The following is a 15,174-nucleotide window of genomic DNA, read 5'->3' on the forward strand; positions in this document are numbered from 1 at the left end:
AACGCGCCGGCCTGCGCCGACCCGGGACCCATACCGCGTGATCCATCTTGAGGCAGGATGGTCGTCGGACAAGTCGTGCGACCCCCACCGGCCGTAATGACGAGAGTTAGCAACAGCCACAAGCCGCTCGCGGCCCGCAAGGACAGAACCAACAATCGTTCGGGAAAAATTCCCCGGGGGCTGGGGGCGGCGCTGGAGGAGCCACCGCCCCCGCCCGGCACATCACGAGTGGGGCGCTCATGAGGTGCAGTCCCTGCGCGCAACTCATACGCAGGGCCGAGTGGGGTACTGAGAAGATAGCGAGATCCGCGCCGGATTGAAGTTACAAATCCATCACGTCGTGGTCACTCTTTTGCTACTCCCGCCACACTGCGTCCGAACAGCGCACGCTCGTTCCCGCGACAGGACCATTCACTATCGTTAACTACTCCATTACGGCATGATCGGCCGGCGCGGATTGTGCGCGCAAGGCCGTGCGGGTCGACCCGATCATCACCGCGAGCGGGATCGACACCAGAATGAAGGTCATCACAAGCTGGTAGTCGTGCGAGAAGGCCAGGATCTGGGCCTGTACCATCACCATCGCATCGGCCATTGCACGACCCGCATCGGTGGAGAGGTTCAGCAGCCCCGCCACATTCGGCATCTGCAGGGCATGATTGAACGGGTTGATGTGCTCCACCAGGATCGCATGGTTCCGCCGCGTGCCCTCGGTGAGCTGCGCGATCGCAATGGAAATGCCGATCGAGCTGGCGACGTTGCGCACCAGGGTCAGCATCGAGGTTCCATCGGTGCGCAGCTCGCCCGGCAAAGTCAGAAATGCCACCGTGGACAGCGGCACGAAGACGAGGCCGAAGCCGAAGCCCTGCATGATGCTGATGGTGATGATCTCGGGCACGCCGGTCTGGTCCGTCCAGGCCGTCATCTGGAACAGCGACAGCGCCGTCAGCGACAGCCCGACGATGATCAGGGTGCGCGCCTCGATGAAGCGCAATAGACGCCCGACCAGCATCATCGCCGCGAAGGTGCCGCAGCCGCGGGTGGCCAGCAGCACGCCGGCGGTGAGGATGGGATAGCCGATGACGTTCTGCAGATAGGGCGAGGACAGCGCCATGGTCGAGAACAGCACCAGGCCCATCACCGTCATGAACACGCAGCCGCCGACGAAATTGCGGTCCTTGAATAGCGCGAACTGGATGAACGGCCGCTTGGTCGTCAGCGAATGCGCCAGAAAGTAGTAGAAGCCGACGGCCGCGACGATGAACTCGATGATGATCTCGTTGCTCTCGAGCCAGCCTTGATCCTCGCCGCGGTCGAGCGCGATCTGCAGCGAGCCGATGCCGATGGCGAGCGCCATGAAGCCGAACCAGTCGAAGGTCAGCTCGGCATTCGGCTTGGTCTCCTCCATGAACGCCGTCAGTCCGAGCACGGTGACCGCGCCGAACGGCAGGTTGACGAAGAACACCCAGTGCCAGGAATAGGTCTCGGTCAGCCAGGCGCCGAGCGACGGTCCCATGATCGGGCCGAGCATCACGCCCATGCCCCAGATCGCCATCGCCTTGGCGCGCTCGTGTAGCGCGTAGGAGTCGAGCATCACGGCCTGCGACAGCGGCACCAAGGAGGCGCCGAACACGCCTTGCAGGAGGCGGAACAGCACCATCTGGGTGATGTCCTGGGCCAGCCCGCACATCACCGAGGCGATGGTGAAGCCGGCCGAGCAGATGATGAAGGTGCGCTTGCGACCGAAGCGGTTGGCGATCCAGCCCACCGGCGCGGTCATGATCGCCGCCGCGACAATATAAGACGTCAGCACCCAATTGATCTGGTCGGTCGAGGCCGACAGCGTGCCCTGCATGTAGGGCAAAGCGACGTTGGCGATGGTGGTGTCGAGCGCCTGCATGATCGTCGCCGTCATGGCGCAGATCGTCACCATGTTCCGGCGGAAGCCGGGAACCGCGGATGAGGCTGCAGGCGCATTCATCGCGCTAATCCTTCTCGGCGGCGTGCGCAGCGCCGAACAGCCCGGCGAGCGTGCGCTCATGCCCGGTGTCGATCGACACGTTGACGCTCATGCCGGCCTTGAGCTTGGCGACGAACTTGTCGGACTTGTCGAAGGCGATCCTGACAGGCACGCGCTGCACCACCTTGACGAAATTGCCGGTCGCGTTCTGCGGCGGCAGGATCGCGAATTGTGCGCCGGTGCCGGGCGACAGCGAGCTGACCGTGCCCTTGAAGCGGTGGTTCGGGAAGGCGTCGACGTCGAGCTCGACCGGCTGGCCGACCGCGACATAGGTGAAGTCGCTCTCCTTCGGATTGGCGTCGACCCATGGATTGCTGACGTCGATCACCGAGAACACCGGCGTGCCCGCGGCGACGAAGCGGCCGAGCTGGATCTGGTCGACCTGCGTCGCGATGCCCGGCATTGGCGCGCGCAACGTCGTATGGTCGAGATCGCGCTGCGCATCCTCGAGCTTGGCCTTGGCCTGAACGTAAGGCGGGAACTGCTCCAGCGGCAGGTCGGGATTGCCGAGCAGCTGGGTCCGCGCGTTCGACAGCTGCTGCTTGATGAACTGCGCCTGCGCGCTCGCCGTCACCAGCGCATTCGCCGCGTTGTCGAGATCGAGCTGCGAGCCGAAATTGTTCTTGGCGAGCGTCTGCTTGCGCTCGACGTCCTTCTGCTTCAGGTCGATGCCCTGGTTGGCCAGGTCGAGCATCTGGCCGTAGATCTTGATATTGGCGGTGAGGTTCTCATAGCTCGTGCGCGCCAGCTCGAGCGCCGCCTTGGCCTGGTCGACGGCGAGGCGATAGGGCACCGCATCGATCTCGAACAGCTCGTCGCCCTTCTGGACCTGCTGGCCCTCTTTCACGAGGACCTTGATGATCTTGCCGGAGATATCCGGCGTGATCAGCACCTTCTGCGCGCCGACATAGGCGTCGTCGGTGGTCACGTAGCGGCCGCCATTGAGATACAGCGCGAGGCCGCCGACCGCGGCGAGCACCGGCAGCACCACCAGCAACAGCGTGCGGCGATAGCGGCGCAGGACTCCGGGACGCGCCGGCTTCTCGGCAGCAGCAGGCGGCGCCGCGTCGGGATTGGCCTTCTGTTCGGGGGCGAGTTTCAGGGCTGGCTCAGCCATAGCGCTGCTCCTTTCGCTGCTCGTCGCAGAGCGACTGCAGGGCGTTTCTCACATTTTCTTTGATGGCTTCGAGATGGGTCATCAGCCGCTCGGCCTCGGCCGCGCTGATGCCCTGAAGGGCGGTGTCGGTCAGCTCGGCCTTGAGAACGCCGAGCTTGGCGAGCAGCGGGCGCGCGGCCTTCTTCAGGTAGAGCCGGTTGACCCGCCGGTCGGTGTCGTCGCCGCGGCGCTCGATCAGGCCGGCATCGGCCAGCTTGTCGATCAGCCGCGTGAGCGTGATCGGCTGCATCTCCAGCTGCTCGGCAAGCTCGGACTGCTTCATGCCCTCGTTGCGCTCGACCTTCACCAGCACGGCCCATTGCGCGCGGGTCATGCCGAAGCGCGCGGCCTCCTTGTCGGCATAGGCGCGCATCAGGCGCTGCAGCTCGCCGAGCGTAAACAGGAAGTTGGCGTCCGCGGAGGAGCGGCTCATGGCGGGTCTCGATTCGGGAACGGAGGAGGTAAGCTTTGGCTGTAATGAGCCTCGAATATGATAAGCAAGCTTATGAATATTTCATGTCTTTTGGACGCGGGCCCGTTCGGCGAAAATGCATGGCCCGGCCGCAGCCTTTGGCGAGCGGGGCGCGAGATGCTAGATTGCAGGCGATGACCCTCGCGAAACCCATCTTCCCGGCGCCCGACCACGATCACGGCCGCTGTGCGGCCGATGCCCTCGACCATGCCGAGCGCGTCTGCGCCCAGCGCGGCCAGAAGTTCACGCCGCAGCGCCGCCAGGTGCTGGAGGCGCTGCTGTCCAGCCACCGCCCGCTCGGCGCCTATGAGATCATCGAGGAGCTCGCCAAGGCGGGAACGCGGCCGGCGCCGATCACGGTGTACCGCGCACTCGAGTTCCTGATGGCCAACGGCCTGGTGCACCGCATCGAGAGCCGCAACGCCTTCCTCGCCTGCGCGCATGACCACGAGCAGACCGCGCTGGTCGCGTTCCTGATCTGCGAAAGCTGCGGCGCCGTCGGCGAAGTTCCCGCGGCCCCGATCGCCGAAAGCCTCAAGAGCGCCGCCGCTGCATCAGGGTTCCTGCCGAAGATGTCGGTGGTGGAGATCACCGGCCTCTGCGCGCATTGTCAGACGGCTGCATGAGCTGGGTCAGTGCGCTCTAGCGCTCCAAACTGTACACACGCCACTTGCCATCGTATTCGAGATCTCGCCGCAATGACGCTGCGCTCCCTCTCCCCGTTCTTACGGGGAGAGGGTTGGGGTGAGGGGCAGACGCACGGGAAGTGTATGTGGTGAGACCTGTACCCCCTCACCCGGATTGCATCTTCGATGCAATCCGACCTCTCCCCGCAAGCGGGGCGAGGTTGCACCGCCGCTGCGGGCCGAGTGTTCGTCCAATCTCTGCGGACGACTAATCAAGCTAACCGCACTCGTCGCGGTCCAAAAACAAAACGCCTCCGGGAGCCCCCGTCCTCGTGTCCGCAACGTCCCCTTCATCCGCCGCCACCCGGCCGCTTGGCCCGGGCGCCATCGCCATCACGCTCGTGCTCTGCCTGTCCTGGGCGTTCAACCAGATCGCGATCAAGCTGGCGCTGCCCGAGGTGCCGCCGATGCTGCAGGCGACCTTCCGCTCCGCCGGCGCCCTGCCGGTGCTCCTGATCTTCGCGCAACTGCGCGGTGTGAGGATGTTCGAACGCGACGGGACCCTATGGCTCGGCCTGATCGCGGGCGCGCTGTTCGGCTTCGAGTTCGTGCTGATCTACCAGGGCCTGCTGCTGACCTCGGCGTCGCGCGCCGTCGTCTTCCTCTACACCGCGCCGTTCTTCGTCGCGCTCGGCTCGTTCCGCTTCCTCGGCGAGCGGCTCGGCCCGGCGCAATGGGGCGGGCTGGCCATGAGCTTCACCGGCGTCGCGCTCGCCATCGGAATCCCCCAGGCCAATGTCGACAGCCGCGTCCTGCTCGGCGATCTGCTGGTGGTCGGCGGCGGCCTGCTCTGGGGCGTGACCACGGTCTTCATCAAAGGCACTCGCATGCGCCTGATTGCGCCGGAGCGCGCACTCGGATACCAGGTGGCCGTCTCCGTCCCGATCATGGCCGCAGCCGCGCTGATCGCGGGCGAGCGGCTGGCCCATGTTCCCAGTCCGTTCGTGATCGGACTGCTCGCCTATCAGGCGATCTGGGTGGTCGGCACCACGTTCACGATCTGGTTCGCGCTGATCAAGGCCTATTCGGCCAGCAAATTGTCGGCATTTACCTTCATCACCCCTTTATTCGGGGTCGTGGCAAGCTATTTCATCCTGCATGACGCCCTGACGCTGGCCTTTGGCCTCGCCGCCGTGCTTGTGATCATTGGGCTTTTTCTCGTAAACCGCCCGAACCGCGCGGTCGCAGCCGCGACTGATCCATTGCTGACCGTCACCAAAACCTGATATCCGAGCGCCCATGAACAAGCCCGAGACAGTGACCCAGAACGATGTCGCCGGACCCGCTCCCCGGCATCAGACCACCAAAGTCATGGTCGGCAACGTCGCCGTGGGCGGCGGGGCGCCGATCGTGGTCCAGTCCATGACCAACACCGACACCGCCGATGTCGAGAGCACGGTGGCCCAGGTTGCAGCGCTGGCGCGCGCCGGGTCGGAGATGGTCCGCATCACCGTAGATCGCGACGAGGCCGCCGCCGCCGTCCCGCACATCCGCGAGCAGCTCGACAAGCGCGGCATCACCACGCCCCTGATCGGCGACTTCCACTATATCGGCCACAAGCTGCTGACGGATTACCCGGCCTGCGCCGAGGCGCTGGCGAAGTACCGTATCAATCCCGGCAATGTCGGCTTCAAGGACAAGCGCGACACCCAGTTCTCGACCATCATCGAGCTCGCCAACAAATACGGCAAGCCGGTGCGCATCGGCGCCAATTGGGGCTCGCTCGACCAGGAGCTGTTGTCCAAGCTCATGGACGAGAACGCGGCGTCCGAAAACCCGCGCGATGCGCGTGCCGTGATGCGCGAGGCCATGGTGCAGTCGGCGCTGCACTCGGCGGAGCGCGCGCAAGAGCTCGGCATGCCCAAGGACCGCATCATCCTCTCCGCCAAGGTCTCGGCGGTGCAGGACCTGATCGCGGTGTATCAGGATCTCGCCGCGCGCTCGGACTACGCCATCCATCTCGGCCTCACCGAGGCCGGCATGGGCTCGAAGGGCATCGTCGCCTCCTCGGCCGCGCTCGGCATCCTCTTGCAGCAGGGCATCGGCGACACCATCCGCATCTCGCTGACCCCCGAGCCCGGCGGCGACCGCACGCTCGAGGTGCAGGTTGCGCAGGAGCTGCTGCAGACCATGGGCTTCCGCACCTTCGTGCCGCTGGTCGCGGCGTGCCCGGGCTGCGGCCGTACCACGTCCACCACGTTCCAGGAGCTGGCGCGCTCGATCCAGGATTTCATCCGCGACGAGATGCCGACCTGGAAGACGAGATATCCCGGCGTCGAGGCGCTCAACGTCGCCGTCATGGGCTGCATCGTCAACGGCCCCGGCGAGTCCAAGCACGCCAACATCGGCATCTCGCTGCCCGGCACCGGCGAGGCCCCGGCCGCACCGGTCTTCGTCGACGGCAAGAAGTTCCGCACCCTGCGCGGCCCGACGATCGCCGCCGACTTCAAGGCCCTGGTCATCGACTACATCGACCAGCGCTACGGCAACGGCGCGAAGGCCCCGGAGAGCGTGACCGCGGCGGAGTAGGAGCGGGGTTTGGCTGCGCCTCGCGCGGCTTTGCTACGACGATGATCTGAGATCGAGCCGCCGCCAAGACGGCGGTGCGCTCCCTCTCCCCGTTCTTCACGGGGAGAGGGTTGGGGTGAGGGGCAGCCACACAGGCGGTGCCGATGCCCTGCAACGAACTGAACGAAGATATCTGCGACATATTAGTCGGCCCCGGCGGTCGTGCCCGTCCGATAGACCGTTGACGTGACTTCGCGCGTGCCATGCCCCTCACCCGGATTGCTGCGCAATCCGACCTCTCAGCGCGAGCGAAGCTCGTCGCGCCCCCGCAAAGAGCGGGGAGAGGTAAGAGGGCCGCAACACCCGATGCGACAACTCACACCTGTTGCTGGGCGAGGCTGTCTCATCCTCACAACTCACAGCTGCTTGTCCCTCGCGCTTCATTCTGAAAATTTCCGCAGCGTCACTGCCGCCTCGTCCGCCGCTTGCGCGAGCGGCGCGGCTCCGCCGCGCCGCCCCACTGCTGCCCGCATGATCAGCACCTTGAGGCCTGCTGAAAAGGATGCCTCGATGAACCTCGACGTCAGTGAAATGACCCTCGCCGAGACCTCGCTGGTCATCGACTATTTCTATGCGTCGAGCGTCGAGCAGCTCGACCTCATGGGCATCGACCCGACGCGGCTCCCGGCCCGCCCGGTCTGGACCAGCCTGTTCAAGACCCTCTACGAGACACCGCTGACCGAGCGCGCCGCGCTGCTGGTGATCTGGCGCCTCGACGGCCGCCCCATCGGCTTCTCCAGCTGCGACCGCATCGTGTTCGGCAACCGCGCCCACATGCATCTCCACGTCACCGAGCCCGAGCTGCGCGGCCGCGGCTTGGGCACCGAATGTATCCGTCGCAGCATCGATCTGTATTTCGATCGCCTCAAGCTCAAGCAGCTGTTCTGCGAGCCGAACGCCTACAACACCGCGCCCAACCGCACGCTGCAGAAAGCGGGTTTCCGTTATCTGAAGACCTACAAGACGGTACCTGGTCCGATGAACTACCACCAAGCGGTGACGCGATGGATGTACGAGCGGTGAGGGCTGCGCTCGGAATGCGTGCTGATGATGCAGGCTGTCTACGAAAATGGTTCTTCTTGGGCCGTATGGCTAACATGCAAGATCACGATCTCATCGGCGGACTCATCGATTGCATAGAAAATGCGGAAGGGATAACGCACGACGGCTAGGACGTGAACGTTGGGCTCGTCCGTGACGTGGCCGGCAAACGGAAAGTCCGCGAGTATCGATGTCAGCCGCTCGATCCGTGCGACGACTGAAGAAGCTGCGGTCGGATGATGCTCGCGGCTATAGGAGAAGATGCTCTCGATTTCATCCAAAGCCGACAGCGACCATCGGACTTTCATGCCCGATAGCGGTTAAAGACGGCCGCAACCGCGTCGTCGGTGGCGAGTTTTCGATCCCGCATTTCCTGCAGCCCGCGCTGGACCGCCTTCCGCTCATCATCGCTCAGCCGGTATGGTCCGAGATGTCTCGTCTCGATGTCTTCCACCGACCGCACGAATTCCGCCTGAGCCTGGTCTGGCCAAGCTGCGACGCGTTCCAGGAGTATTTCGAGGGCGTCTCGGGTCATGGCCTTATCATAGCAGATAACGGAGCGCGGCGCATCATGCCGTGAGTGGCCGCTTGGACTGTTGCAGTGCGGCTGTCCATCCAGGCGCATGAGCACCGGCGACCCGTTGCGGGGTGTGCGGCAAGATATTGCCGCGTCACTGGTGTCGTCCCGGCCTTGAGCCGGGACCCAGAACCACCGTTGTTAGTTGTTGAGCAAGCTGGAGCGGCATTCGTCGCAATCACACCCGCCGGTGGATATGGGTCCCGGCTTGAGGCCGGGACGACGACGGTGGGTGTGGTTAGCGCCCGCAATCTCAAATCTTGCCCGTCGCGTTACCATGTCGCACCCCTGCCGCCTTGTGTCGTCGGGCAAATCAGATCGATGCTTCCGCCCGTCCCGCCTCACTGAAGAGGGACGCTTCGCGGTCGTCACGAACGTGGAGGTGGGATGCGGTGGACGCGGTGTGGCGCAGCGGGCCGATGGGCTCGCGGACGAACGTCATGGCGCGGACGGTCAAGTCGCATGGTCCTGACATCCCGACGCTGATGCCAAGCTGGCCGACGATGGGCCGGTGACGGGGACAAGAAAGCCGGTCCCCGGGGAGAGTGCGAAGCAGCCGCTAAAACCATTGCGCAGGGAGGGCCGGGTCGGCGGCCTCAAGCGGTCGTCGCAACATCAAGTGTTTTCATTCCCGACAGCAACTCGTCAAGCGCCTCGGCTGGGGTTTTCCATCCCAGCGTCTTTCTCGGCCTGGAATTGAGCGCTGCGGCCACAGCGGCGATCTCGTCGGCATCGTAGATGCTCAGATCTGTGCCCTTCGGAAAGTACTGCCGCAGCAGGCCGTTTGTGTTCTCGTTGGTGCCACGCTGCCAGGGGCTCCTTGGATCGCAGAAGTAGACTTGGATTTCCGTAGCGATCGTCAAGTCGCTATGCTTGGCCATTTCGGCCCCCTGATCCCAAGTGAGCGAGCGGCGCAGTTCCTTGGGCAAGGTGATGATGGTGCGCGTGATCGCATCGCGTACCGCTTCAGCTCCGTGTCCGGAGAGCGCAGGACCATCTTTCGTACGGGGGCCGTCGTCAAACCCTGGCAACCGTGGAAGGTGCAGGAGCATTGTAAACCGCGTGCTGCGTTCGACCAGCGTGCCGATTGCCGAACTCTCGGAGCCAACGATCAGATCCCCTTCCCAATGTCCCGGCACGGCGCGATCCGCGACTTCAGCCGGACGCTCACTGATCATGATCTCCGGCGAGACGAAGCCTCTGCTGCGCTTCCGCGTGCGCGCTCGAGGCACCCGCAGCGCACGTCCCGTTCGCAAGCAGGCCGTCAACTCGCGATTCAGCGCTCCTCTGCTCTGAACAAAAAGTGCTTGGTAAATGGCTTCGTGACTGATCCGCATCGTCTCGTCATCCGGGAAGTCGATCGGCAAGCGTTGGGCGATCTGCTCGGGGCTCCAGGCTTTTGCCCATCGCCGCTCCTGGTCCGAACCCGCACGATAGGTCTTCCGCCGAGCGCCGCCTGGAGGCGCGACAACTCCAGCCAGCCGTTCTTCAACATAAGTGCGCAAGGCCGCGTTGCTTGCAAGCTTGCTCGGCTTGGGACGCCGGGCCGATCGATCTGCATGCCACTGGGCGGCCGTCGCCCGATAGGCCATCTTGCCGCCATGCGTCGCAGCATTGCGATCGAGCTCACGAGAGATGGTCGAGGGAGACCGATCAAGGCGCCGTGCTATTTCTCGTACAGAATGGCGCTGCGCATGCAGCAGTGCAATCTCTTCGCGCTCAGAAAAAGAGAGGTATCGTCCGGAGAGCGGCTTCGCCGACGGCCTGAACATCGCTGGTACCACGCCGCCTGCCTTTCGAAACAACCGGGGGCCGACAGCATCGGCCAATCCAGCGGCCAGCGCAGCATTCTCGCTGTTCAACCCAGCGGCAATCCCCCGCCAAAATTTCTGCTGTTCCGCACGCCCCGCAACTGGTGGGCGCCCCATCGATCCCAGCTTGCCTCGCGTTGACCATCTCTTTCGAATCCCCATCGCAACCTCCTCATCGAGTGTTGCGACGACCGATTGAATCCGCCGTCTTGTCCGGCTGAACCTGTGGTACCTGCCGCCTGCATTTTTTTCCGCAGGCGGGCCACGGGCCTCAGTCGGGGCCCGGCCCTTCCCTGCGCCCTCTGATGGAAGAGGGCGAGAGAGGATCAATGCTCGGACGCGAAACGCGGGCGCGAGGATGATGACCTGTGTCGACAAATTCCGGGACCCAGATTCCCAGGAGGGAATGTAGGGCGCGCTGGAGCTATCAGCCTTCGTCACCGCGCTGGCCGGTGGTTATGGATCCCGGCGTGCGCCGGGATGACACTGAGTGTGACGAGGCGGCTCGCAACTCACTTCTACAACGGCAGCTGCCCATATTCGCGGTTGGCGAGGCTCGCTTCTTCCAGATCCAGGTCGCGCTCGATGCGGCGGCGGGTTTCGTCGGTGATCTGGCCGTCGCGGAGCATGGCATGAATCGTCTTGCGCTCGACGCCGATCAGCTCCCGGGTCAGCTCGATGCCGAGCGCCGAGGCATCGTAGTCGTCGGGATTGAGGTTCTCCGGCAGCTGCTGCATGCGCACGTCATGCCGGGCTCGCAGCAATCGCACGACCTCCTCGGACAGTTCGCGATCGCTCGTCATCGTCTCCAGCGATTTCAGCGCACGGTCGAGCACCTCGCGTCGCGCGGCGATCTCCTGCGCGTGCTCGCGCACATGCTCGGCCCGTCCGGTGCGGCCGATGCCGAGCGAGCGCACGACGATCGGCAGGGTCAGGCCGAGGCCGATCAGGGTGAAGAAGATCACGCCGAAGGCGATGAACAGGATCTCGTCGCGATAGGGAAACGCGTCGCCGGTCGAGAGCGTCAGCGGCAATGCCAGCGCGGTGGCGAGCGAGACCGTGCCGCGCACGCCGGTGAAGCCGATGATGAAGGTCTGCTGCCAGGGCGGCAGCGGATCGCGGGCGCGCAGCGACGGACTGAGAACGCGCGGCAGGATGGTCGCCGGAAACGTCCAGGCGAAGCGCGCGACCACGACGATGGCGACCACCAGGGCGGTCGCGATCAGGATGTCGTCGAGCGGAAACACCTTCGACTTCTCGTAGATCAGCCGCATTTGCAAGCCGGTCAGCAGGAACAGCATGCCCTCGATCAGGTAGACGACGAGGTCCCAGAAGAACACGCCTTGCAGACGGGTCGCCGAGGAGATCCAGAGCGGGCCGTTCCAGCTCATATAGAGCCCGCAGGCGACGGTCGCGATCACGCCGGAGCCGCCGAGATGCTCGGGGATCCAGTAAGCAAGATAGGGGGTCAGCAGCGACAGCGTGATCTCGACGCGGGTGTCGTCGGAATAATGCCGGGCGCGCAGCATCAGCCAGCCGACGCCGATGCCGAAGGCGATCTCGCCGACAACAATCGCGGCGAATTCGCCGGCGGCGACCGGAAGCGAGAACGCGCCCGTGGTGATCGCCGCCACCGCGAAGCGGTAGAGGATCAGCGCCGTCGCGTCATTGGCGAGACCTTCGCCCTCGAGGATGACCATGACCCGTCGCGGCAGATGCAGCCGACGGGCGATGGCGAGCGGGGCCACGACGTCGGGCGGCGCCACGATCGCGCCGAGCAGGAAGCCGAGGCTCCATGGCAGGCCGAGAAGGAAATGCGTCGCGACCGCCACCATGGAGGCGGTGAACAGCACGCAGCCGACCGCCAGGAACACGATCGGGCGCAGATTGCGCTTGAACTCGCGCCAGCTCATCGCGACGCTGGAGGAGTAGATCAGCGGCGGCAGCACCACCAGCAGCACCAGCTCCGGCGGCAGCGCGAAGGCCGGCATGCTCGGCACGAAGGCCAGCGCGATGCCGGCGAGCATCAGCAGGATCGCCGGGGCCAGATTGGCCCGGCGTGCAATGAGCGCAGTTCCCGCCAGCACGGCCAGCAGGATCAGGAAGATTTGAAAATGCTCTGCCATCAGCGACAGCCTGGCGTCGATGCGCCGGGCTCAGTCCCGGAGATCGTAGCGGTAGGATTTCGAAACGATCTGCCAGCCGTCGGCGAGCTTCATGGCGACGAGATAATCGGTGAAGTAGCGCGGCGGCAGCTGGCAGCGCACCTTGATGAAGGCGGTCTTGTCGTCCGAGCGGTCGATGGTGACGATGAAATCCTCCCGCGGCTTGCCCTCGGCCTTGGCGGAGGGGCGCTTGCGCACCCAGGCCAGCCAATCCGGCACGGTGAGGATCTTCAGCTCGCCCTTCTCGACCCAGCGCAGATCAGCGGTGGGGTGGAACACTGCGCCGAGCTTGTCGGCATCGCCCTCATAGAGCGCATCGAAATAGCCCTGCACGACGGATTCGACGGTGGAACGGTCTGCGCTCATGGAATGCTCCTGGAACCCCGACAAACAAGCATCGCATTTTCGATGCAAATCGGGGGTTGGCAAGCCATGAACTGCGGCCGATGCTTCGTCGACAAAAATAACGCGGCCGCAGCGGGTTGTTCCGGCAATAAAGGTTGCGTGATGTCGGTCACAAGCCGAACGGGCCGCCGTCTGATAGGCAGAGCCGGCAGGTCTCCCAAGATTATGGGGTAAATTCGATGTCGTGGTCGGTTCGATTGGGCGGTTACATCCTGGCGGCAGCGCTGCTGCTGGTCGGCCATCCCGCGCTCGCCGAGAAGAGGGTGGCGCTGGTCATCGGCAATTCCGCCTATCAGAACGTGCCGCAGCTCACGAACCCCGCCAATGACGGCGCGGTGATGACCCAGACCTTCAAGAACGCCGGCTTCGACGTGGTCGATTACCGCCGCGATCTCACCGCCCGCGAGACGCGACGCGCCTTGCGCGATTTCGCCGATGCGGCCCGCGATGCCGATATCGCCGTGGTCTATTATGCCGGCCACGGCATGGAGGTCGAAGGCTCGAATTACCTGATCCCGATCGACGCCCGGCTCGAGCGCGATACCGACGTCTATGACGAGACCTTGTCGCTCGACCGCATCCTGGTCGCCGTCGAGCCCGCCAAGAAGCTGCGGCTCGTCATCCTCGACGCCTGCCGCGACAATCCCTTCACCCGCAACATGCAGCGGACGGTGGCGACGCGCAGCCTCGGCCGCGGCCTCGCCAAGGTCGAGCCGACCAGTCCGAACACGCTGATCGCCTATTCGGCGAAGGCCGGCTCCACCGCGCAGGATGGCGACGGCAACAACTCGCCGTTCACCTTGGCGCTGTCGCGCCACATCGCGACGCCCGGCCTCGATGTCCGCAAGGCGTTCGGCTTCGTCCGCGACGAGGTGCTGAAGTCGACCAGCAACCGCCAGGAGCCGTTCGTGTATGGCTCGCTCGGCGGCGAGGACGTGCCGCTGGTGCCCGGCGTGCCGCGCGTGGTCACGCAGATGCCGGTGACGCCGCCGCCCGCCAATCCGCAGGCCGACATCCGCCGCGACTATGAGCTCGCGATGCAGGTCGGCAACAAGGGCGCGCTGAACGCTTTTCTGGCGCAGTACCCCGACGGTTTCTATGCGAGCCTCGCCAAGCTGCAGCTCGAAAAGCTCACGGCCGAGGAGAACCGCGCCGCCGCCGCCGAGAAGGCCCGCGTGACGGAGGCCGAGCGGGCTCGTCTCGCCGCGGAGGGTGCGCGCAAGGATACGCTCGCCAAGGCGGAGGCCGAGGCCAAGGCCGCCGAGCAGGCGCGTCTAGCGGCCGAGAAGGCGACCCAACTCGCGCAGCAGCAGGCCGCTGATGCTGAGCGCAAGCGCCAGGAGCAGCAGCTCGCGGCCGCCGACAATCCGCGTGCCGCCACGTCTCCGGCGGCAGCTCCGCAGCAGGGGCCGCAGGTGGCGTCGCTGACGCCGGCCTCGCAGCCGGCTGACCTGACCAAGTCGGTGCAGCTCGAGCTGCGCCGGGTCGGCTGCCTCACCGAGGATGCCGATGGCGACTGGGGCTCGGCCTCGCGCCGGTCGCTGTCGCAGTTCAATCGCTATGCCGGCACCAAGCTGGACACCCAGGCCGCCTCGGCCGATGCGCTTGCTGCGATCAAGCTCAAGCAGGCGCGCGTCTGTCCGCTGGTCTGCCAGCACGGCTACAAATCCGACGGCGACCGCTGCACCCGCATCGTCTGCGCCGAAGGCTCGTTCGTGAACGACGACAATGAGTGCGAGAAGCGGCGCGACAAGAAGCCGGTGGCCAAGCGCGATAGCAGCGACGACGAGGACGTGCCGTCGCGCCGCCGCGGCGCTCGTGCGGCGCCCGAGCCGAACATGCCGATGGCGGCGCCGAATGTCGGCGTTGGCGTCGGGATCGGTGTCGGCGGCGGCGGTCTCGGTGTCGGCATCGGAGTGGCCCCGAGCTTCACCGCTCCGAAGCCCCAGGCGCAGGCACGTCCAAAACCGTCGTCGGGCCAGATCTATTGCGACGCCTATCTCTGCCGTCCCGTCCGCCAAGGCTGCCGGCTCGAATATCGCGGCGGCGGCGGCCCCGGCGTGAACGCCACCGCCGAGGTGTGCAATTGATGGGAGAGCGGACCAATGGCCCGGCCATGCTGATCGAGCCGAGCTGTCGCCGCGATCTCGGTCCACCTCTCCCCGCCGGGGAGAGGTCGGCGCGCAGCGCCGGGTGAGGGGGATCACACGATCATCTCTCACCTCAAACCCTCACCCGGATTGCATCTGGCGATGCCATCTGACCTCTCCCTT

The 15,174-nt window shown here is 65.2% G+C and carries 13 protein-coding genes; 5 read left to right on the forward strand and 8 right to left on the reverse strand.

Annotated features, from left to right (window positions below):
• Positions 1 to 424 precede the first annotated feature (424 nt).
• The 3 genes from ACVILH_RS08825 to ACVILH_RS08835 are packed head-to-tail and all read right to left on the reverse strand — an operon-like array spanning position 425 to position 3,609.
• A complete protein-coding gene (locus ACVILH_RS08825; RefSeq protein ID WP_456712541.1) occupies positions 425 to 1,981 on the reverse strand; it encodes a DHA2 family efflux MFS transporter permease subunit in 1,557 nt (518 codons plus the stop codon).
• 4 nt (positions 1,982 to 1,985) lie between these two features.
• Entirely contained in the window at positions 1,986 to 3,137 is a 1,152-nt protein-coding gene (locus ACVILH_RS08830) for an HlyD family secretion protein (RefSeq protein WP_456712542.1), read from the reverse strand.
• Positions 3,130 to 3,609, reverse strand: a complete 480-nt coding sequence (locus ACVILH_RS08835; protein WP_456712543.1) for a MarR family winged helix-turn-helix transcriptional regulator — start codon at positions 3,607 to 3,609, stop codon at positions 3,130 to 3,132. Before ACVILH_RS08835 ends, ACVILH_RS08830 begins: the two co-directional genes overlap by 8 nt.
• 173 nt (positions 3,610 to 3,782) lie before the next feature.
• Between ACVILH_RS08835 and ACVILH_RS08840 the strand changes: the two genes are divergently transcribed.
• The 4 genes from ACVILH_RS08840 to ACVILH_RS08855 all read left to right on the forward strand — a co-directional run bounded on the left by ACVILH_RS08840 (position 3,783) and on the right by ACVILH_RS08855 (position 7,925).
• Complete coding sequence (locus tag ACVILH_RS08840; protein ID WP_456712544.1) at positions 3,783 to 4,274, forward strand: Fur family transcriptional regulator; 492 nt, start codon at positions 3,783 to 3,785, stop codon at positions 4,272 to 4,274.
• A gap of 332 nt (positions 4,275 to 4,606) precedes the next feature.
• Positions 4,607 to 5,560: a DMT family transporter gene (locus ACVILH_RS08845; RefSeq protein WP_456712545.1), complete on the forward strand. Its 954-nt coding sequence runs from the start codon at positions 4,607 to 4,609 to the stop codon at positions 5,558 to 5,560.
• Between the two features lie 13 nt (positions 5,561 to 5,573).
• On the forward strand, positions 5,574 to 6,863 hold the full coding sequence (gene ispG / locus ACVILH_RS08850; protein ID WP_456712546.1) for a flavodoxin-dependent (E)-4-hydroxy-3-methylbut-2-enyl-diphosphate synthase: 1,290 nt from the start codon (positions 5,574 to 5,576) through the stop codon (positions 6,861 to 6,863).
• Positions 6,864 to 7,412: 549 nt separating this feature from the next.
• Positions 7,413 to 7,925, forward strand: coding sequence for a GNAT family N-acetyltransferase (locus tag ACVILH_RS08855; RefSeq protein WP_456712547.1), 513 nt, complete (start codon positions 7,413 to 7,415; stop codon positions 7,923 to 7,925).
• A gap of 38 nt (positions 7,926 to 7,963) precedes the next feature.
• Here the strand turns inward: ACVILH_RS08855 and ACVILH_RS08860 are convergent, their stop codons facing one another.
• From ACVILH_RS08860 to ACVILH_RS08880, 5 genes are all read right to left on the reverse strand, one after another.
• On the reverse strand, positions 7,964 to 8,251 hold the full coding sequence (locus ACVILH_RS08860; RefSeq protein ID WP_456712548.1) for a type II toxin-antitoxin system RelE/ParE family toxin: 288 nt from the start codon (positions 8,249 to 8,251) through the stop codon (positions 7,964 to 7,966).
• Positions 8,248 to 8,478 carry a hypothetical protein gene (locus ACVILH_RS08865; protein WP_456712549.1) on the reverse strand — a complete coding sequence of 77 codons (231 nt, stop codon included), beginning with the start codon at positions 8,476 to 8,478 and terminating at the stop codon, positions 8,248 to 8,250. The genes ACVILH_RS08860 and ACVILH_RS08865 overlap by 4 nt, the downstream gene beginning before the upstream one ends.
• A 638-nt stretch (positions 8,479 to 9,116) precedes the next feature.
• On the reverse strand, positions 9,117 to 10,493 hold the full coding sequence (locus ACVILH_RS08870) for an IS30 family transposase (RefSeq protein ID WP_456712550.1): 1,377 nt from the start codon (positions 10,491 to 10,493) through the stop codon (positions 9,117 to 9,119).
• Between the two features lie 356 nt (positions 10,494 to 10,849).
• Entirely contained in the window at positions 10,850 to 12,457 is a 1,608-nt protein-coding gene (locus ACVILH_RS08875; RefSeq protein WP_456712551.1) for a Na+/H+ antiporter, read from the reverse strand.
• A 30-nt stretch (positions 12,458 to 12,487) separates the two neighbouring features.
• Positions 12,488 to 12,862 (reverse strand): nuclear transport factor 2 family protein, encoded by a 375-nt coding sequence (locus ACVILH_RS08880; RefSeq protein WP_434858230.1) that lies wholly within the window; start codon positions 12,860 to 12,862, stop codon positions 12,488 to 12,490.
• Between the two features lie 218 nt (positions 12,863 to 13,080).
• On the opposite strand from ACVILH_RS08880, the gene ACVILH_RS08885 reads away from it, so the two are divergent.
• Positions 13,081 to 14,991: a caspase family protein gene (locus tag ACVILH_RS08885; RefSeq protein WP_456712552.1), complete on the forward strand. Its 1,911-nt coding sequence runs from the start codon at positions 13,081 to 13,083 to the stop codon at positions 14,989 to 14,991.
• Positions 14,992 to 15,174: the final 183 nt, after the last annotated feature.

Source organism: Bradyrhizobium sp. USDA 4353, assembly GCF_054063215.1.